The sequence below is a fragment of the Arthrobacter sp. ZGTC412 genome (genome assembly GCF_002929215.1).
Classification (GTDB): Bacteria; Actinomycetota; Actinomycetes; order Actinomycetales; family Micrococcaceae; genus Arthrobacter.
Genome location: NZ_PJII01000008.1, coordinates 93,910 through 112,263 on the forward strand (window position 1 = coordinate 93,910; position 18,354 = coordinate 112,263).

Annotated in this window: 13 protein-coding genes and 1 tRNA gene; 12 read left to right on the plus strand and 2 right to left on the minus strand. The window is 64.7% G+C overall.

Annotation, left to right across the window (positions count from 1 at the left end):
- Nucleotides 1-26: 26 nt before the first annotated feature.
- The 8 genes from CXQ88_RS11580 to pyk all read left to right on the plus strand — a co-directional run bounded on the left by CXQ88_RS11580 (nucleotide 27) and on the right by pyk (nucleotide 12,443).
- Nucleotides 27-314: an HGxxPAAW family protein gene (locus CXQ88_RS11580; RefSeq protein WP_104044314.1), complete on the plus strand. Its 288-nt coding sequence runs from the start codon at nucleotides 27-29 to the stop codon at nucleotides 312-314.
- Nucleotides 314-1,135, plus strand: a complete 822-nt coding sequence (gene trpC / locus CXQ88_RS11585) for an indole-3-glycerol phosphate synthase TrpC (protein ID WP_104044315.1) — start codon at nucleotides 314-316, stop codon at nucleotides 1,133-1,135. Before CXQ88_RS11580 ends, trpC begins: the two co-directional genes overlap by 1 nt.
- A 119-nt stretch (nucleotides 1,136-1,254) precedes the next feature.
- Complete coding sequence (gene trpB, locus CXQ88_RS11590; protein WP_104044316.1) at nucleotides 1,255-2,583, plus strand: tryptophan synthase subunit beta; 1,329 nt, start codon at nucleotides 1,255-1,257, stop codon at nucleotides 2,581-2,583.
- Entirely contained in the window at nucleotides 2,580-3,389 is an 810-nt protein-coding gene (gene trpA, locus CXQ88_RS11595) for a tryptophan synthase subunit alpha (RefSeq protein ID WP_104044317.1), read from the plus strand. The genes trpB and trpA overlap by 4 nt, the downstream gene beginning before the upstream one ends.
- A gap of 4 nt (nucleotides 3,390-3,393) precedes the next feature.
- A complete protein-coding gene (lgt, locus tag CXQ88_RS11600; protein WP_104044318.1) occupies nucleotides 3,394-4,560 on the plus strand; it encodes a prolipoprotein diacylglyceryl transferase in 1,167 nt (388 codons plus the stop codon).
- A 264-nt stretch (nucleotides 4,561-4,824) separates the two neighbouring features.
- A complete protein-coding gene (gene gltB, locus CXQ88_RS11605; RefSeq protein WP_104044319.1) occupies nucleotides 4,825-9,438 on the plus strand; it encodes a glutamate synthase large subunit in 4,614 nt (1,537 codons plus the stop codon).
- A complete protein-coding gene (locus tag CXQ88_RS11610) occupies nucleotides 9,431-10,888 on the plus strand; it encodes a glutamate synthase subunit beta (RefSeq protein WP_104044320.1) in 1,458 nt (485 codons plus the stop codon). Before gltB ends, CXQ88_RS11610 begins: the two co-directional genes overlap by 8 nt.
- Before the next feature lie 64 nt (nucleotides 10,889-10,952).
- Nucleotides 10,953-12,443, plus strand: coding sequence for a pyruvate kinase (gene pyk / locus CXQ88_RS11615; RefSeq protein ID WP_104044321.1), 1,491 nt, complete (start codon nucleotides 10,953-10,955; stop codon nucleotides 12,441-12,443).
- 102 nt (nucleotides 12,444-12,545) lie between these two features.
- Here pyk and CXQ88_RS11620 read toward each other — a convergent pair whose 3' ends face one another.
- Nucleotides 12,546-13,151 carry an ANTAR domain-containing response regulator gene (locus tag CXQ88_RS11620; protein ID WP_013600767.1) on the minus strand — a complete coding sequence of 202 codons (606 nt, stop codon included), beginning with the start codon at nucleotides 13,149-13,151 and terminating at the stop codon, nucleotides 12,546-12,548.
- A gap of 203 nt (nucleotides 13,152-13,354) precedes the next feature.
- Here CXQ88_RS11620 and CXQ88_RS11625 point away from each other — a divergent pair.
- A tRNA-Leu gene (locus tag CXQ88_RS11625) sits at nucleotides 13,355-13,436 on the plus strand.
- Nucleotides 13,437-13,544: 108 nt separating this feature from the next.
- Here the strand turns inward: CXQ88_RS11625 and CXQ88_RS21775 are convergent.
- The gene (locus tag CXQ88_RS21775) at nucleotides 13,545-14,825 is read right to left on the minus strand and encodes a hypothetical protein (protein ID WP_181037480.1); all 1,281 of its coding nucleotides are present in this window, start codon (nucleotides 14,823-14,825) and stop codon (nucleotides 13,545-13,547) included.
- Nucleotides 14,826-15,122: 297 nt separating this feature from the next.
- Between CXQ88_RS21775 and CXQ88_RS21780 the strand changes: the two genes are divergently transcribed.
- The 3 genes from CXQ88_RS21780 (at nucleotide 15,123) to CXQ88_RS11645 (ending at nucleotide 17,952) form a co-directional block, all read left to right on the plus strand.
- On the plus strand, nucleotides 15,123-16,211 hold the full coding sequence (locus CXQ88_RS21780; protein ID WP_181037481.1) for a PIN domain-containing protein: 1,089 nt from the start codon (nucleotides 15,123-15,125) through the stop codon (nucleotides 16,209-16,211).
- 69 nt (nucleotides 16,212-16,280) lie between these two features.
- On the plus strand, nucleotides 16,281-16,751 hold the full coding sequence (locus tag CXQ88_RS11640; RefSeq protein WP_104044324.1) for a hypothetical protein: 471 nt from the start codon (nucleotides 16,281-16,283) through the stop codon (nucleotides 16,749-16,751).
- 112 nt (nucleotides 16,752-16,863) lie between these two features.
- Nucleotides 16,864-17,952 (plus strand): DUF4365 domain-containing protein, encoded by a 1,089-nt coding sequence (locus CXQ88_RS11645; protein ID WP_104044325.1) that lies wholly within the window; start codon nucleotides 16,864-16,866, stop codon nucleotides 17,950-17,952.
- The last annotated feature ends 402 nt before the right edge of the window (nucleotides 17,953-18,354 follow it).

The window sequence follows — 18,354 nt, forward strand, 5'->3', positions numbered from 1 at the left end:
CAGTATCCACCCTGAGGAGATTTTCCATGAGCAAAGCACCTGCGTCCGTTTCCAAGTCAGGCACCCGCACGGTAGCCCCCGGCACCATTGACCACAGCCAGGAACTCGGCCACGGCAACAGCCCCGCGGCCTGGACCTGCGTCATCGTGATGCTGGTGGGCGCTCTCATCGCGTCAATCGCCTTCGTCATTGCCAGCACTCCCATCTTCATTGCCGGCGGCGTCGTGATGGTGATCGGCCTGATCCTCGGCTGGATCATGCGCAAGGCAGGCTACGGCGTCGAAGGCAGCAAGCTGAAGAACTCCGGCCACTGATGGCAACTGTTCTCGATGACATCAACGCCGGTGTCAGGGAGGATATGGACGCGCGGAAACGCCTTGTTTCCCTCGCTGAACTGAAGGACCTGGCCCAGGCCACGGCACCTGCCCGCGACGCCTGGGCTGCGCTCGGCGGCCCCTCCCCGTTCCGGGAGCAGCTGAAAGTCATCGCGGAGATCAAACGCCGGAGCCCCTCCAAGGGTGACCTCGCCCCCATTGGCGATCCGGCTTCGCTCGCACGGCAGTATGCCGACGGCGGTGCCTCCGTCATCAGTGTCCTCACTGAGCAGCGGCGCTTCAACGGTTCGCTCTTGGACCTGGACGCTGTGCGTGCCGCGGTGGACGTTCCGCTGCTGCGCAAGGATTTCACGCTCGACGAGTACCAGATTTGGGAAGCGCGTGCGCATGGGGCCGACCTGATCCTGCTGATCGTGGCGGCGCTGTCCGATGCACAGCTCACCGAGTTCTCGGCGCTCAGCCAGGAACTCGGCATGAACGTCCTCGTGGAAACGCACACCGAAGAGGAAGTTGAGCGGGCAGTCGCTGCCCGGGCGCGCATCATTGGCGTCAACGTGCGGAACCTGAAGACGCTCGACGTCGACCGTTCCGTTTTCGCGTCCCTGGCGGGCCTGATTCCGGCTGAAGCCCTCGTGGTTGCGGAATCCGGCGTCCGCGACGCGGAGGACGTCACGCACTATGCCGCCAGCGGTGCCAACGCAGTCCTGGTGGGCGAAGCATTGGTCAGCCACTCCACCCCGCGTGAGCGGATTGCCGAATTTACGGCGGCAGGCGCCGCCGCCATCGCTGCCCGCGGCTGACCGGAACGCCCCTGCACACGCTGTGGACAGGGGCTGTTTGCCGCCCCGCGGATTCTGTGCCGGCACCGCTGCCGGAACGCCACACTTACTGAACGATCAACTGGAACAGGACGGGACTGATGGCCGACGCACCCTCAGCGAACGCTGACAACAACGCCGCAGAAGCATTCCTGCAGGGCGGCTCCCTCAAGCACGCTCCGGGACCTTACTTTGGCAGTTACGGGGGACGCTGGATGCCGGAGTCCCTGATCGCCGCCTTGGACGAACTCGAGGAGACCTTCGACAAGGCCAAGGAAGATCCCGAATTCCGGGCCCAGATCGCGGACCTGAACAAAAACTATTCAGGGCGTCCCTCGCTGCTCACCGAAGCCAAGCGCTTTTCCGAGCACGCCGGGGGAGTCCGGATCTTCCTCAAGCGCGAGGACCTGAACCACACCGGTTCGCACAAGATCAACAACGTCCTGGGCCAGGCCCTGCTTGCCAAGCGCATGGGCAAGACCCGTGTCATCGCCGAAACCGGTGCAGGCCAGCACGGTGTGGCCAGCGCCACCGCCGCCGCCCTGATGGGGCTGGAGTGCGTGGTGTACATGGGCGCGGAGGACTGCCGGCGCCAGGCGCTGAACGTTGCCCGCATGGAGCTCCTCGGCGCCACCGTCATCCCCGTAACCAGCGGTTCCCAGACCCTCAAGGACGCCATCAACGAGGCTCTCCGGGACTGGGTGGCCAATGTGGACAACACCCACTACCTCCTGGGCACGGCTGCCGGCGCGCACCCGTTCCCGGCCATGGTCCGCTACTTCCACGAGGTGATCGGCGAGGAAGCCCGCGCCCAGATCCTGGACCAGGTTGGCCGGCTCCCGGACGCCGTCTGCGCCTGCATCGGCGGCGGTTCCAATGCCATCGGCATCTTCCACGGCTTCCTTGACGATCCGTCGGTCAAAATTTTCGGTTTCGAAGCAGGCGGCGACGGCGTGGACACGGGCCGCCACGCAGCCACCATCACGCTCGGCAAGCCCGGCGTACTGCACGGCGCCCGCTCGTACCTCATGCAGGACGACGACGGCCAGACCATCGAGTCCCACTCGATCTCCGCCGGCCTCGACTACCCGGGCGTCGGCCCCGAGCACTCCTACCTTGCCGACATCGGACGGGTCAGCTACGAGCCCATCACGGACAGCGAGGCCATGGACGCCTTCAAGCTCCTGTGCCGCACCGAAGGCATCATCCCCGCCATCGAGTCCTCCCATGCACTGGCCGGCGCCATCAAGGTGGGGCAGCGGCTTGCTGCCGAAGCCGCAGCCAGTGGCGGGACGGCGGAGGACAAGATCGTGATCGTGAACCTTTCCGGCCGCGGCGACAAGGATGTGGCCACCGCAGCCGAATGGTTCGATCTGTTGGACAAGGACTCCGCCGAGGCGGAAATCGGCAAAGAGGGGGAGCAGCTGTGACCACTGCACAGACCATCAGCAAGTCGGCGGCGGCCATCGACAAGGCCCGCGCCGAAGGCCGGGCCGCCCTCATCGGCTACCTCCCCGCCGGTTACCCCAGCGTGGAGCAGACCATCGCCGCCGGCATCGCCCTGGCGGAAAACGGCGCCGACCTCATCGAAGTCGGCATCCCTTACTCGGACCCCGTCATGGACGGCCAAGTCATCCAAGCTGCCACCACCGAGGCCTTGGCCAACGGCTTCTCCGTGCGACAGGTCTTTGACGTGGTGGCAGGCATTACCAGCAAAACCGACGCTGCCGTCCTGGTGATGACCTACTGGAACCCGGTGGTCCGGATGGGCGTGGAAGAGTTCTCGCGGCGCCTGTCCGAGGCCGGGGGAGCCGGGCTCATCACCCCCGACCTCATTCCTGACGAGGCCGCCGAATGGATGGAAGCCTCGGACAAATACGGGTTGGACCGGGTGTTTTTGGTGGCTCCCTCCTCCACCACCGAGCGCATGCAGCGGACAGTGGACGCGAGCCGGGGCTTCGTCTACGCCGTGTCGATCATGGGTGTCACTGGCGCCCGGACCTCCGTCAGCACCGCAGCCAAGGACGTCGTTGCCGCGGCCCACGCGGCGGGTGCCGAACGCGTCTGCGTCGGCCTGGGTGTTTCCAACGCCGGGCAGGTCCGTGAGATCGCGGCATACGCCGAAGGCGTCATTGTGGGCACCGCCCTGGTGGCAGCCATCCGCGACGGCGGCGTGGACGCCGTCGCTGCCCTCACCAAGGACCTCAGTACCGGTCTGACCAGGGAAGAAGCCTAAATCAATGCAGACGCTCCTTCAGGCAGCCGCAATGGTGCCGGCCAGCATCCCCAGCCCGGACTGGTCCGGCTTCGACATTCCCCTGCCTTGGGGAACGCTGCGCATCCACGCCTACGCCCTGTGCATCCTGGCCGGCATCGTGGTGGGCCTGTGGCTGACCTCCGCCCGCTGGGCCAAGCGCGGAGCACCTGAAGGCAGCGTCTGGGACATCGTCGTCTGGGCGATTCCCTTCGGCATCATTGGCGGCCGCCTCTACCACGTGGTTTCCTCACCCGACGCGTACTTCGGTCCCGGCTTTGACGGCACCGGGGACCTCTCCCTAATCCCGCAGATCCAGCGGGGCGGCCTGGGCATTTGGGGCGCCGTGGTCCTGGGCGTCGTAGGCGCGTGGATCGGCTGCCGACGAAGCGGCGTCAAGCTCAGTTCATTCCTGGACGCAGCCGCACCCGGGCTGTTGCTGGCCCAGGCCGTGGGGCGCTGGGGCAACTACTTCAACCAGGAGCTGTTCGGCGGCCCCACTACCCTGCCGTGGGGGCTGCAGATCGACGCCGACAACGCCAACTTCCCCGCGGGAGTACCAGCGGACACCCTGTTCCACCCCACGTTCCTCTATGAATCGCTGTGGAACCTGGCCGGCGTCGTGATCCTGCTCGCCCTGGACCGGAAGTTCAACTTCCGCCGCAGCAGGCTGTTCTGGCTCTACGCCATGTACTACACCCTGGGCCGGGTCTGGATCGAAGCCATGCGCATTGACGACGCGGAACAGATCTCCCTGTTCGGCATCACCACCCGGCTGAACGTCTGGACCAGCATCTTCGTTTTCCTGGCCGCCCTTGTGGCCTTCATCCTGCTGGGAAGAAAGAAGCGGACGGAGCCGGACACTGTGTACCTGCCGGGCCGGGAACCGGCGGAAAAGCAGGAGGCAAAACCGGATGGAAACGCGGTGGCAGCAGCCGGTCATCCAGTCCGTGATACGGACCCCGTTGTCTCAGATAGTGAATCGCGTGATAATCTCCCTGATAACCAAAGCGGTTCCCGGCATGCCTCCGTCCCCACGGAACAAGCCGAGGCTGCGCCGGCGGGCCCCAAGCCCGGACCGGACGCAACCGCTGCCGGAAGTTCCGGCAGCACAGCCACAGGAACCGCGCCGGAAGCCGGCGCTACCAAGTAGTGCGCGGGCCAGGCAGGGCAGCAGAGCCACCGCTCAAAGCGCCCAATCACCACAGTGTCGTGGAATCGGGGCCACCCTGGACAGCATAGAGCTGCTGTCCGGTGTTGCCCGGGGCAGGGGCCTGCGTAACTGTTAGTTCAGCAGGCCACGCTGACCTACAATTTCCAGTAATCAACACTTTGTTGTGCCCATAACCACGGCGCCGCACGAGTGGGGCCAACGGTGTCCCTTCCATACGCACGATCAGGAGGAAGGACGTCTCCCATGACCCAAACTCTTCACTCTCCCAGCTGGTCCGAACCGGATCAGCCTGAGACTGCCATGTCGCCGTTCAAGCGCTTCGCAGCTCTTCCGGAGGCACGCGGGCTGTACAACCCGGAGCAGGAGAAGGACGCCTGCGGTCTTGCGATCATCGCCACCCTCCGCGGCGAACCCGGCTACGACATTGTGGACGCCGCCCTCACCGCCCTGCGCAACCTCGAGCACCGCGGTGCCGTGGGCGCGGACGAAGGCACCGGTGACGGTGCCGGCCTCCTCATGCAGATCCCGGATGAGTTCTTCCGCGCCGTCACCGAGTTCGAACTTCCCGCCCCCGGCCAGTACGTGGCCGGTACCGCGTTCCTCCCCGCCGAACAGCGGGAGGCCGACGCCGCCAAGGCAGGTATCGAGGGCCTTGCGGCTGACGAGGGCCTGACGGTCCTCGGCTGGCGTGAGGTGCCCATAGTTGCCGACCTCGTCGGTGCCATGGCACGCGCCTGCATGCCCTACTTCTCCCAGCCCTTCCTGGCCTCCGCCACCGGCGAGGAACTGGACCGCAACGAACTGGATTCCCGCGCCTGGCGGATCCGCAAGCGCGCCCAGAACAAGTTCGGCGTCTACTTCCCGTCGCTGTCCTCGCGGACCATTGTCTACAAGGGCATGCTCACCACGGCCCAGCTCGAGCCGTTCTACCCGGACCTTTCGGACAAGCGCTTCAAGACCAAGCTCGCAATCGTCCACTCGCGCTTCTCCACCAACACCTTCCCGTCCTGGCCGCTGGCCCAGCCGTTCCGGACCATCGCGCACAACGGTGAAATCAACACCGTCAAGGGCAACCGGAACTGGATGCGTGCCCGCCAGTCCCAACTTGCCAACCCGCTGCTGGGTGACTCGCCGGAAGAGCTGTACCCCATTTGCACCCCCGGGGCCTCCGACTCCGCGTCCTTTGATGAGGTAGCCGAACTGCTGTGGCTCTCCGGCCGCCCCATCACGCACTCGATCATGATGATGATCCCCGAGGCCTGGGAAAACCACGCCACCATGGACCCGGCCCGGCGCGCGTTCTACGAGTACCACTCCCTCCTCATGGAGCCCTGGGACGGACCCGCAGCTGTTTCCTTCACCGACGGCAACCTCGTGGGCGCAACCCTGGACCGCAACGGCCTGCGCCCGGGCCGCTACTGGATCACCGAAGACGGCCTGATCGTCTTCGCGTCCGAGGTGGGCGTCATCGACGTCGAACCCTCCAAGGTGGTCAAAAAGGGCCGCGTGTCCCCGGGCAAGATGTTCCTGGTGGACACCGAATCCGGCCGCATCATCGACGACGAAGAGGTCAAGGCTGAAGTGGCCGCCGCCAACCCGTGGGCGGAGTGGGTCAAAGACAACCTGATCGACCTCAAGAACCTCCCGGAGCGCGAGCACGTGGTCCACACGGCCGCATCAGTGAACATCCGCCAGCGCACGTTCGGCTACACCACCGAGGAACTGAAGATCCTCCTGGGCCCGATGGCCCGCACCGGTGCCGAACCGCTGGGCGCCATGGGCTCGGACACCCCGGTGGCCGTCCTGTCCAAGCGCCCCCGCCTGCTCTTCGACTACTTCGTGCAGTCCTTCGCCCAGGTCACCAACCCGCCGCTGGATGCCATCCGTGAAGAGTTGGTCACGTCGCTGACGTGTGCCATCGGCCCCAACGGCAATCTCCTGGACACCAAGCAGGTCCGCCAGCCCCAGGTCCAGCTGCCGTTCCCGGTGATCAATAACGACCAGCTTGCCAAGATCGCCAACATCGAGGACGCCGAAGGCTTCCGCGTGGCGATGAAGGTCCGCGGGCTCTACCGCCCTGAAGGCGGCGAGAACGCGCTCCGCGCCCGGCTGACGGAAATCTGCGAGCAGGTATCCGGCGCCATCAACCGCGGCGTCCAGTACATCGTGCTGTCCGACCGCGACTCCAACGCACAGTGGGCGCCCATCCCGTCCCTGCTGCTGGTCAGCGCCGTGCACCACCACCTGCTCCGCAGCGCCAACCGAACCAAAACGGCACTGATAGTCGAGGCCGGCGACGTTCGCGAGACGCACCACGTGGCGGTCCTGATCGGCTACGGCGCCTCCGCCGTGAATCCGTACCTTGCCATGGAATCGGTGGAGCAGCTGATTGCTGCCGGCGACGTCACCGGGGTCACCCCGCAGGACGGCGTCTACAACCTGATCAAGGGCCTCGGCAAGGGCGTCCTGAAGATCATGTCCAAGATGGGCATCTCCACGGTTGCGTCCTACACCGGCGCCCAGACGTTCGAAGCGCTGGGCCTTGGCCAGGAGCTGGTGGACGAATTCTTTGCCGGCACCCACTCACAGCTTGGCGGCGTGGGCCTGGACGTTATCGCTGCCGAGGTCTCGGCGCGCCACCAGATGGCGTACCCCGAGGGCGGCATCGAGCAGCCCCACCGCCCGCTCCTTGGCGGCGGCGAGTACCAGTGGCGCCGCGACGGCGAGCCCCACCTGTTCAACCCGGAGACCGTCTTCCGCCTGCAGCACGCCACGCGTGAGCGCCGCTATGACATCTTCAAGGCCTACACCAGGGGAGTGGACGACCAGTCCCAGAACCTGATGACGCTCCGCGGCCTCCTTCAGTTCAAGAACGAGCGCCCCCCGGTTCCGCTCGAGGAAGTGGAGCCCGTCTCCAGCATCGTCAAGCGGTTCTCCACCGGGGCCATGAGCTACGGCTCCATCTCGCAGGAAGCCCACGAGACGCTGGCCATCGCCATGAACCAGCTGGGCGGCAAGTCCAACACCGGTGAAGGCGGCGAGGACGTGGACCGCCTGCTCGATCCGAAGCGCCGGTCCGCCGTCAAGCAGATCGCCTCGGGACGCTTTGGCGTCACCAGCCTCTACCTGACGAACGCGGACGACATCCAAATCAAGATGGCGCAGGGCGCAAAGCCCGGCGAGGGCGGCCAGCTCATGGCGCAGAAGGTCTACCCGTGGGTGGCCCGCACGCGCCACTCGACCCCCGGCGTCGGGCTCATCTCCCCGCCCCCGCACCACGACATCTACTCCATCGAGGACCTCGCGCAGCTCATCTACGATGCCAAGCGCGCCAACCCCTCTGCCCGGGTGCACGTCAAGCTTGTCTCCGAGGTGGGCATCGGCACTGTTGCCTCCGGTGTGACCAAGGCGAAGGCCGACGTCGTGCTTGTTTCCGGCCACGACGGCGGAACCGGCGCCTCGCCGCTGAACTCGCTCAAGCACGCCGGTGTCCCGTGGGAGCTCGGTCTCGCCGAGACTCAGCAGACGCTGATGCTCAACGGCCTCCGCGACCGCGTGGTGGTGCAGGTGGACGGCCAGCTCAAGACCGGCCGCGACGTTGTGATCGCTGCACTGCTGGGCGGCGAGGAGTTCGGCTTCGCCACCGCCCCGCTGGTGGTGGAAGGCTGCATCATGATGCGTGTCTGCCACCTGGACACCTGCCCGGTGGGCGTGGCCACGCAGAACCCGGAGCTGCGGGCACGCTTCACCGGCAAGCCCGAGTTCGTGGTGAACTTCTTCGCGTTCCTCGCCGAGGAAGTCCGCGAAATCCTGGCAGAGCTGGGCTTCCGGAGCCTGGAAGAGGCCATCGGCCACGCCGAGGTCCTGGACACCCGCGAAGCCGTCAACCATTGGAAGGCCGAGGGCCTGGACCTGGATCCGATCCTGCACGGGCTGGAGTTCGACGACGACGCCCCGCTGCGGAACATGACTGGCCAGAACCACGAGCTGGACAAGCACTTCGACCAGCGGCTGATCACCATGGCCACGGAGGCCTTGACGGACCGCAGCCCGGTGAAGATCTCTGTTGACGTGATCAACACGGACCGCTCCGTGGGCACCATGCTGGGCCACGTGGTCACCAAGACGTTCAGCACGGACGTCCTGGCCACGGACACCATCGACGTCACCCTCAGCGGCACCGCCGGCCAGTCTTTGGGCGCCTTCCTGCCCGCAGGCATCACCCTGCGGCTGTTCGGCGACTCCAACGACTACGTGGGCAAGGGCCTGTCGGGCGGGCGCATCATCGTCCGGCCGGACCGCACCAACGTGTTCACGGCGGAAACCAACGTCATCGCCGGCAACGTGATTGGCTACGGGGCCACGAGCGGCGAAATGTTCCTGCGCGGCCAGGTGGGCGAACGCTTCCTGGTCCGCAACTCAGGTGCCACCGCCGTCGTCGAAGGCATCGGCGACCATGGCTGCGAGTACATGACCGGCGGCCAGACGTTGATCATCGGCCGCACCGGGCGCAACTTCGGTGCCGGCATGTCCGGCGGTACCGCCTATGTCCTTGAATTGGACGCTGCCAAGGTCAACAAGGACGCGCTGCAGTCCGGCGAACTCCAGCTCCGCGAGCTGGACGCCGAAGACCGCGACATCGTGCACGGCCTCCTGGTCAAGCATGTTGAAGAAACTGACTCCCAGCTGGCCGCGCGGCTCCTCGAGAACTTCGATGACACCGCTGCCCGCATCACCAAGGTGCTGCCGCGCGATTACGCGGCGGTGCTGCAAACCCGTCTCGACGCCATCGAAGAGGGCCTGGACCCTGACGGCGAAGAAGTGTGGTCCCGAATCCTGGAGGTAACCGGTGGCTGATCCACGCGGATTTTTGAAAGTACGTCAGCGTGAAACCCAGCCGCGGCGTCCCGTTCCCGTCCGCATCATGGACTGGAAGGAAGTGTACGAGGCGCAGGAAAAGGGCACGCTGAAGGCCCAGGCTGGCCGCTGCATGGACTGCGGTGTGCCGTTCTGCCACCAGGGCTGCCCGCTGGGCAACCTCATTCCCGAGTGGAACGACCTCATGTGGCGGGACAAGGGCGAGGAAGCCATCGAGCGCCTCCACGCCACCAACAACTTCCCGGAATTCACCGGCCGCCTGTGCCCGGCACCGTGCGAGGCGTCCTGCGTACTGGGGATCAACCAGCCTGCAGTGACCATCAAGCAGGTGGAAGTCTCCATCATCGACGAAGCCTGGGACAACGGCTGGGTCAGCCCGCTGCCCCCCGCACGCCTGACCGGAAAGACCGTTGCCGTCGTCGGCTCCGGGCCTGCGGGCCTGGCCGTCGCGCAGCAGCTGACGCGCGTGGGCCACACCGTGGCCGTGTACGAGCGGGATGAGAAGATCGGCGGCCTGCTGCGGTACGGCATCCCCGACTTCAAAATGGAAAAAGAGCAGGTTGACCGCCGCGTCGAGCAGATGAAGGCGGAGGGAACCCGCTTCCGCACCGGTGTAGCAGTGGGCACGGACGTGACCTGGGAGCAGCTGCGCAGGCGCTACGACGCCGTCGTGGTCTGCACTGGCGCCACCGTTCCGCGAGACCTGCCCATCCCCGGCCGCGACCTCGAAGGCGTGCACTACGCCATGGATTACCTGGTGCCGGCAAACCGGGTGGTTGCGGGGGAGACCGTGGAGAACCAGATCCACGCCCAAGGCAAGCACGTGGTGATCCTCGGCGGCGGCGACACCGGAGCCGACTGCCTCGGCACCGCCCACCGCCACGGAGCTGCGTCCGTCACCACCCTTGCCATCGGCAAGCAGCCCCCGGCCGAGCGTGCCGGCCACCAGCCGTGGCCGACGTTCCCCACGCTGTTCGAGGTGGCCAGTGCTCACGAAGAAGGCGGCGAGCGGACCTACCTGGCCTCCACCGTTGAGTTTGTTGGCGAGAACGGCCAGCTCACCGGCGTCAAGGTTGCCGAGACGGAATTCGTCGACGGCAAGCGCCTACCCAAAGCCGGCACCGAGCGGATCATCCCCGCGGACCTGGTCTTCCTGTCCCTCGGCTTCACCGGCCCCGAGCCGGCGGGCATCACCGAACAGGTAAACGCTGAATTCGACGGCCGCGGCAACGTGTCCCGCGACGGCTACTACATGACCAACACCGAGGGCGTTTTTGTTGCCGGCGACGCCGGGCGCGGCCAGTCCCTTATAGTCTGGGCCATCGCCGAAGGGCGCGCCGCGGCAGCCGCAGTGGACAAGTACCTGATGGGCAGCACCATCCTGCCCGCCCCTGTGGCGCCCACCGACCGGGCCATCGCAGTCCTCTAGGACAGCATCGAGGGTTCACCTCCACGACAACTTAACCAATGCAAGAGACCAATAGGGTAGGTATATGAGACGCGCAAAAATTGTGGCTACATTCGGTCCGGCAATTGCCAGCTATGAAAACACCCTCGCGGTGCTGGAGGCCGGTGTTGACGTCGCCCGCATGAACATGAGCCACGGTGACTACACCGTGCATGACAACACGTATGAGAACGTCCGCAAGGCAGCGGCCGACCTGAGCAAGCCGGTTGCCATCATGGCTGACCTGCAGGGACCAAAGATCCGCCTGGGCCGTTTCGTTGACGGCCCGCACGCCCTCGCCGTTGGTGACACCTTCACCATCACCACCGAGGACGTTCCCGGCACGAAGGACATCTGCTCGACCACGCTGAAGAGCCTCACCGAGGACGTCAACGTGGGCGACGCCCTGCTGATCGACGACGGCAAGGTGGCCCTGCGTGCCACGGCGGTCGACGACGTCAAGGTTGTCACCGAGGTAACCGTGGGCGGCATGGTGTCCAACAACAAGGGCATCAACCTGCCCGGCGTTGCCGTCAACGTCCCTGCCCTGAGCGAAAAGGATGAGGACGACCTCCGCTGGGCCATGCGCCGCGGCGTGGACCTGGTTGCCCTCTCGTTCGTTCGCGATGCGTCCGACATCGTCCGCGTGCACGAGATCATGGACGAGGAAGGCCGCCGTGTGCCGGTCATCGCCAAGATCGAGAAGCCGCAGGCAGTGGAGCAGCTCCCCGAGATCATCGACGCGTTCGATGCCATCATGGTGGCCCGTGGCGACCTCGGCGTGGAGCTTCCGCTGGAGGAAGTGCCGATCGTCCAGAAGCGTGCCATCGAACTGGCCCGCCGTTGGGCCAAGCCGGTCATCGTGGCAACCCAGGTCCTGGAATCCATGATCGACAACCCGCGCCCCACCCGCGCCGAGGCTTCGGACTGCGCCAACGCGGTCCTCGACGGTGCCGACGCGGTGATGCTCTCCGGCGAGACCAGCGTGGGTAAGTACCCGATCGAGACCGTCAAGGTTATGGGCCGGATCATCGAGTCCACGGAGGTCCACGGCCTCGAGCGCGTCCCCCCGCTGGGCACCAAGCCCAAGACCCGTGGCGGCGCCATCACCCGTGCCGCCGTCGAAATCGCCGACCAGCTGGACGCCAAGTACATCTGTGCTTTCACCCAGTCCGGCGACTCCGCACGCCGTCTTTCGCGCCTGCGCCCCATCAAGCCGGTCTTCGCGTTTACTCCGGTGGAGCAGGTCTGGAACCAGCTGGCGCTGACCTGGGGCATCCAGCCGGTGCTGGTCCAGATGGTGGACCACACCGACGAGATGACCGCCCAGGTTGACCGCAGCCTCCTGGAGATGGGGCTCGTGAACGACGGCGACCTGGTGGTTATCGCCGCCGGTTCGCCTCCCGGAAAGGCCGGCTCCACCAACTCGCTGAAGGTGCACAAGGTAGGCGACCTCGCCGATACCGCCCGTGTTGGCGAAGCCACCAGCAACAAGGAAAAGCTCGGCCCCTGGCCGGAAAAGAAGAAGAAAGCCTAGGCTTTCGAGTAGCGAAAAGGACCCCTGCCGATTGGCAGGGGTCCTTTTCGCTGTGTACTGGTGATTGAGCTTCTTGTAGTCAGCCGGCCCAATCGGCAGGCACTAGTTGACCTGGTTGATGATGGTTTCCGCGACTTCGCGCATGCTGAGGCGGCGGTCCATGGAGGTTTTCTGGATCCAGCGGAAAGCTTCCGGCTCCGTGAGGCCCATCTTGGTGGTGAGGAGGCTCTTGGCACGCTCGACGAGCTTGCGGGTGGCGAACTGCTCCTGAAGGTCGGAAACTTCGCTTTCGAGAGCCTTGATCTCCTCGTGGCGGGAGAGGGCGATTTCCAGTGCCGGGATGAGGTCGGCGGGGGTGAAGGGCTTCACCACGTAGGCCATGGCGCCGGCGTCGCGGGCGCGCTCCACGAGTTCCTTCTGGCTGAACGCGGTCAGCAACACCACGGGGGCGATGCGGGCTTTGACGATCTTTTCTGCTGCTGAGATGCCGTCCATAACGGGCATCTTGACGTCCATCAGGACCAGGTCCGGCTTCAGTTCTTCAGCCAGTTGCACGGCCTTCTCGCCGTTGTCCGCTTCGCCGATGACGTCATAGCCTTCGCCGCGCAGGATTTCGATGATGTCGAGGCGGATGAGGGTTTCATCCTCGGCCACAATGACGCGGCGCGCCGGCTGGGACGTGGGTTTTGACTCCGTCTGTTCAGTCACGGGATCTCCTTGGAAAGGTACGGCGGGAACATCACTATCTTAGGTGCGCCCGGTCCTGTACTTGATCTGCATGGTCAGTTGCGGCGACGGCGGCGCGATTCTGGAATTCAGCCTATCTGCATGTAGAGTAATTCCGCGTACGTGAAGCGATCGCGTTGCTCACAATCAGCTGTGGGCGTACCCATTTGCTTCATGTATTCCGCGCCCGAGTGGCGGAATTGGCAGACGCGCCGCACTCAAAATGCGGTATCGAAAGGTGTGTGGGTTCGAGTCCCACCTCGGGCACAGTGTTTCCGCAGGTCAGGGGCTTTTCCATTCTTTTGTGTTGACAAAGCTTGACTTTTCGGGGGTTGCCGCATCGCTGATCGACCACGATCAGCGCCCCCAGTCGCGTCAGGCCTCGGGCGTCTTGTCGCCGCCTAGCGATCCCTTGCCGGTGATCAAAGCGCCTGCAATAGCTGTTGCTCCTGCGATGGCGAGCCCCCTGAGCACCGGCTTGCCCTTCTCCCAGGTGGCCGACCCGCCTTCTGCGAGGGCGTTCTTCACCTGCTCGACCTCCAGCAACGCTGCCCGCCACTGCTTTGCCGTGATGTCGTCCCAGTCGATCTCGAGACCGAGCGCGTCATAGAGATTCTTAACCGAGCCTCGAGATTCTTTGATCGTGCCGAGCACCCTAGGCGACTTCTTGGGGTGCCCTACCACATTCTTAACGGCGCTCTCTGCGCTTGCCGTCATCTGGTCCATCAGATCGGCGACACCGTCGGACAGCTCGATGATCGCCTCTTGCCGATCCTCTTGGATCGCCCGGCGCTTGGCGTCGAGTTTGCTCGGAGCGATCATCGCCGTGTGCTCCAATTCGAGCGCAGAGAACTCGTCCAGGGCGGTGAAGCAGCGCGCGATCACTCCAACCCACAGCTCGACCTGCTTTTTCAGCTCCGGCAGGTGGGCGTCGAGGTCTCCGACGCGCTTGTGCTGCTCCATGTCTGCAGCGACGCCGCGCAGCTTCTCGACCGCCGTGGACTGGATCTCTCGGATCCTCTGCGCAGCGCCGGCGATCTTGTCCCACTCCTGTGTATCGACTTCGCCCTGAATCCGCAGGAACGTCTGAGCGGAGCGGAGATGCCGCTCAACGCCCCTCAGGGAACCAAGAACCTCGTCGCGCTGGCCGCGGAGCACTTTATCGATCTTTGCGTCCAAGGACTCCAGCAGAGCCCGCAGCTGCTCGGCCTCGGCTTGGCTAGCGGCCTGCGCAAGCCCGCCGGCGACGCCGGAGAGCATGCCGGGGTTCGTGAGCCTCGCACCTGTCGAGGTGCTGATCTTCAGCCACTGCTTGATGTCGCCGGGCCGGCCCGCCATTGCGTAGGCCACGCCGGGGACATCGGTCTCAGTGAGCCCAAACTCCTTGATCGCTTGGGCCGACTCTTCAGTGAGTTTGACCCACAACCCCGATTTCGCGACGTCGTCCGCGATTGTTTGGGTCACTTCCGAGGCAGTGCGGAGCATCGGCACGAGCTGCTGGGAGGTGATCACCCTGGCACGTTCCAGCAGCCCAGCCGAGCGCATGAAGCCCTCTACAGCACGTTTGCTGCTTCCGACGACGAGGAGGTTCTCCCCGTCTCGCATCAGCTCTACCTCGTCGGCCGGCTCATTCGTGTCGTCAGGCTCTTCGCTCATCTTCGAAGGGTATCTGGGAGTGTGCTTATGCAGCGAGTGCGTTCCGCAGCCCGGCACACCTCAGAGGTGGTGAAAGTCCTTTCAATAATCCCGCCGGCACCCACGTCCGGCAGTCAAACGGCGGGCGACCGGACGCGGACCTGCCTAGCTGTGCTCCTTCGACGATCTGACCGGAACGTTCCGGCACGACGACCCATAGCTTTCGGGCATCGTTGGGCGGGGAGTCCTCCAGTCCGTCGTATGAACGTCTGCGACCGGAACTCGCATGAACTGTACATGTCCGGGCAAGATGACCTCATGCTTATCGTCGTGCTTGATACTAATGCCCTCCACTCGGACGCATGGCTGACGGGCCAGCATGGCCGAGCACTCGTGGACCTCGCCTCAGAAGGCCGTATTCGACTCGTTGTTCCGGAGGTAGTGCGCGACGAGATCCTCCGCCAGCGCCGTGAAGCAGCCGAGAAGGCGTGGAAAACGGCCGTCGAGGCCTTGGACGAGATGCAGAAGGCCGGCCTGGACGTCAGTGAGTCCAAGGCCCGTTTGAAGGCGACCTTCGGGAGGATCGACAGCGAATTCGACGGGGCATTCGCCGAACTCTTCGGCCGAGACGGCGTCTCGATGGAACCCACGCCCGACATCGACGTCAAGAAGCTTGTGGAACGCGATCTGGCTCGCCGACGTCCATTCCTCGAAACCGAACAGGAGCGGAAGAAGAAGAGTTTCGGTTTCAGGGACGTGGTGATCTGGGAAACGGTGCTCGCGGTTCTCGACGGCGCGGACTCCGGCGACACCGTCTTGTTCGTCACCGCTGACAACGGCTTCGTCGAGAGAGGCGAGACGGTCAAGATCCACCCGGACCTCCTTAGGGACCTCGATGCGCGCGGCATCGACCACGGGCGCATCGCGAACGCCAAGGCCCTCAATCATGTTCTGGCCGTAATCAAGACCCATGATGAAGTTTCACGGGTGAACGTCGCGACCGAGGCGGTCTACGCTCTGGCCGGCGAAGAAGTCGGCATTCAGCTGGTGCACGGGGGAGACTACGACTACCCCGACTTCGTCAAGTTCACCGTGCCCGGCTTCGAGAGCCCTGAGCTCTCCGAGCTCGAGCTCGTGACCGATTTCGACCTGGAGGAGGACGGCTCCAAAGTCACCGCTGCGGCAGACGTTGACCTCTATCTCGGTGGGGCCATCTACAAGGGAGACTGGCTCGGCAGCGAGGACGAGCCGTTTCACGTCGGTCCTGAGCTCAACCGTCACTACTTCGAGGCCGATGCCTTGATTAGGGTTCGAGCCGTTGTCGAGCTGGACGTTAGCGGCGGCGACCCAGTCGTGACCAGCATAGAGCTCCACGACAAGGAAGAGGCCCAGCCGTCGGCCGCATGATCGTAGGGTCGCGAGGAAGAGGCGGCAGCCAGTCCGAGGTGCTGGCACGGGATCGAGTACAGTCGCTCAATGAGTGGTATCGCGAGTCTCCAGATGGTCAGCAGGACGCCCGTGCGCAAGCGCCGGTACTGGACCCCCACCTACGAGAGCTCTTCCGACTTCCAGATGCTGTGGTGGCGGGACAAGTACGAGAGCGAACCGCCAATCGAAGACCATTGGGTGTCGTTCGTGCTTGGCGATCGAGAAGTTGCGCGCTGCAAGTACGTCATGACAGGCGCGCGTGTGGACCTTGTCCTCGGCGACCTCCCGCACGGGCAGCTCGACATCCTCGCGTTTGAAGTCGCGGTCCCTATGCGCCGCAAGGGCGTTGGCCGCGCGGCCGTTCAAGCCATCAGGAACCAGAACCCGCTGCCGCGCCTGACTGCTTTGAACGATGGCGTCGAATCGAGGAAGTTCTGGGACGGACTCGGCTGGATCAGGCACGAGCCGGCTCACGCCATCTTGAAAGGTGTCGAACGGGTGACCTACTCCGAGCCATGAGGCCTGGAGGTACGGGCACGATGCAGAAGGGCAAGATTGTCGCACAGGGCTGCGTGACACGCTTTCGGCTGCCAGCGAAGCATCTGCCGCGGCATATCCTGACCCAGTGGAAATGACGAATCCTGCGCGGAAGCGACTGCGAGTGGGGCACCGATCCGAGAGGAGCGGCATCAATGCGGTGCGCGCACTTCTGGAGCGCCATGACCTGGTCGTCGACGAGGTCGACGGCCGCAGCGACTACGGCCGCGATCTTAATGTCGACGTGACCCGGGGATCCGAGATCACCGGCGGCATCATTGGTGTGCAGGTCAAAGGCGGAAAGACCTTCTTCCGGAAGGGCCGATGGTTCATCCCCGCAACGCCGAAGGACTGGATCTACTGGCGTTCGTCCACCGTCCCCATCATCGGCATGGTGCACGATCCCGAGACCGGGGCCATCAGATGGATCAACCTGTCGCAGCTGGCCCGCAGCAGGGTCCAGATCGACGGCTATGATGCTTCTCCACAGTCCGATGAGTTGGCGGAGGTGGTCGTCACCGAGGTTGTGGACGACGACCACCTGGACCGGTTCCTCGATGAGGTGGAGGCCTACCTCGCGGCGACGGCCGAGTCGGCGTACCTGCTGCTTGTCGAGGACGACGACAAGCTGCGCCGCCGCGGGGTCTTCAACTGCTGGACGCTCGGGCGGCGCGACCCTCGGCCGCTGATCCTCCTGCGACGTCTGCTCCCGTCGATGAGCGGAGAGAGCCTTCTCGTGGGAATTACGGTGCTCGCCCATGTCACCCATCACCCCGACATCTTCTGGAGCGAGCGCAACTGGATTACCCCGCTCATCAAGAACGAGGTGCGCGCCACCCTGCAATGGTCGGCTGGCGAGCTGGCGACGCTCGTGAACGCCGTGGAGACGATGGACGACGGCGGCTCTGAGTGGAGGCGCGGCGGCGTCGGTCAGAGCCTCTGGTCGATCATGGTGGTGGACCCGGACCTTTGCCAGAAGCTGCCGGGCGCTATAGGTATCTGCGTGGCGGCCGGCCAGCTGCAGGCGGCACTCCGTTTGGTGATCTGCTACCAGTACCTGGCCGATGACTCAGTAGCGGTCGTGGACGCGATGATGGAGGAGCACCCGCGTCTCGCGGAAGAGGAGATGGCCGGATACCTCGTGGAGCAGGTGCATGAATGGGGACGACTCGACGTTTACTGAACGCCGGCCCAGACTTTTCGCTGAACGCCTCTCCGGCCCGGCCGCAGTGACGAAGGTGCGAGCAAGAGGCCCGGCGGACACGGTGTGACGACTGACGCCGGCAACATGCCGCTCAGGCGCCAGGCATCGTCGCCTTCAGAGCCGGGCAGTTCCCGGAAGTCTTGTCACGACCGTCGTCACCGGGACGGCCTGAATTACGACTTCTCCCCCGACTGGCTGAACTCCAACACCTCACCATCCGTTTCGGACACGGTCACATGGGTTCAAATCCCACCGTCGTAAAGGACATCCGAAAGGGACGACAGAACATGTAAGAGGTCTGCCTGGACCATTTCGTATGGCCATAAATTATTCATACCGGAAAGCGCAAGGGCGCCTGAGGATCCTGCAAAGGGTTTGCCC

Coding starts and splice junctions, on each gene's coding strand:
- CXQ88_RS11580 (WP_104044314.1), top strand. CDS start 27: ATGAGCAAAGCACCTGCGTCCGTTTCCAAGTCAGGCACCCGCACGGTA.
- lgt (WP_104044318.1), top strand. CDS start 3,394: ATGCAGACGCTCCTTCAGGCAGCCGCAATGGTGCCGGCCAGCATCCCC.
- trpC (WP_104044315.1), top strand. CDS start 314: ATGGCAACTGTTCTCGATGACATCAACGCCGGTGTCAGGGAGGATATG.
- gltB (WP_104044319.1), top strand. CDS start 4,825: ATGACCCAAACTCTTCACTCTCCCAGCTGGTCCGAACCGGATCAGCCT.
- CXQ88_RS21780 (WP_181037481.1), top strand. CDS start 15,123: ATGCTTATCGTCGTGCTTGATACTAATGCCCTCCACTCGGACGCATGG.
- CXQ88_RS11645 (WP_104044325.1), top strand. CDS start 16,864: ATGACGAATCCTGCGCGGAAGCGACTGCGAGTGGGGCACCGATCCGAG.
- CXQ88_RS21775 (WP_181037480.1), bottom strand. CDS start 14,825: ATGAGCGAAGAGCCTGACGACACGAATGAGCCGGCCGACGAGGTAGAG.
- pyk (WP_104044321.1), top strand. CDS start 10,953: ATGAGACGCGCAAAAATTGTGGCTACATTCGGTCCGGCAATTGCCAGC.
- CXQ88_RS11640 (WP_104044324.1), top strand. CDS start 16,281: ATGAGTGGTATCGCGAGTCTCCAGATGGTCAGCAGGACGCCCGTGCGC.
- trpB (WP_104044316.1), top strand. CDS start 1,255: ATGGCCGACGCACCCTCAGCGAACGCTGACAACAACGCCGCAGAAGCA.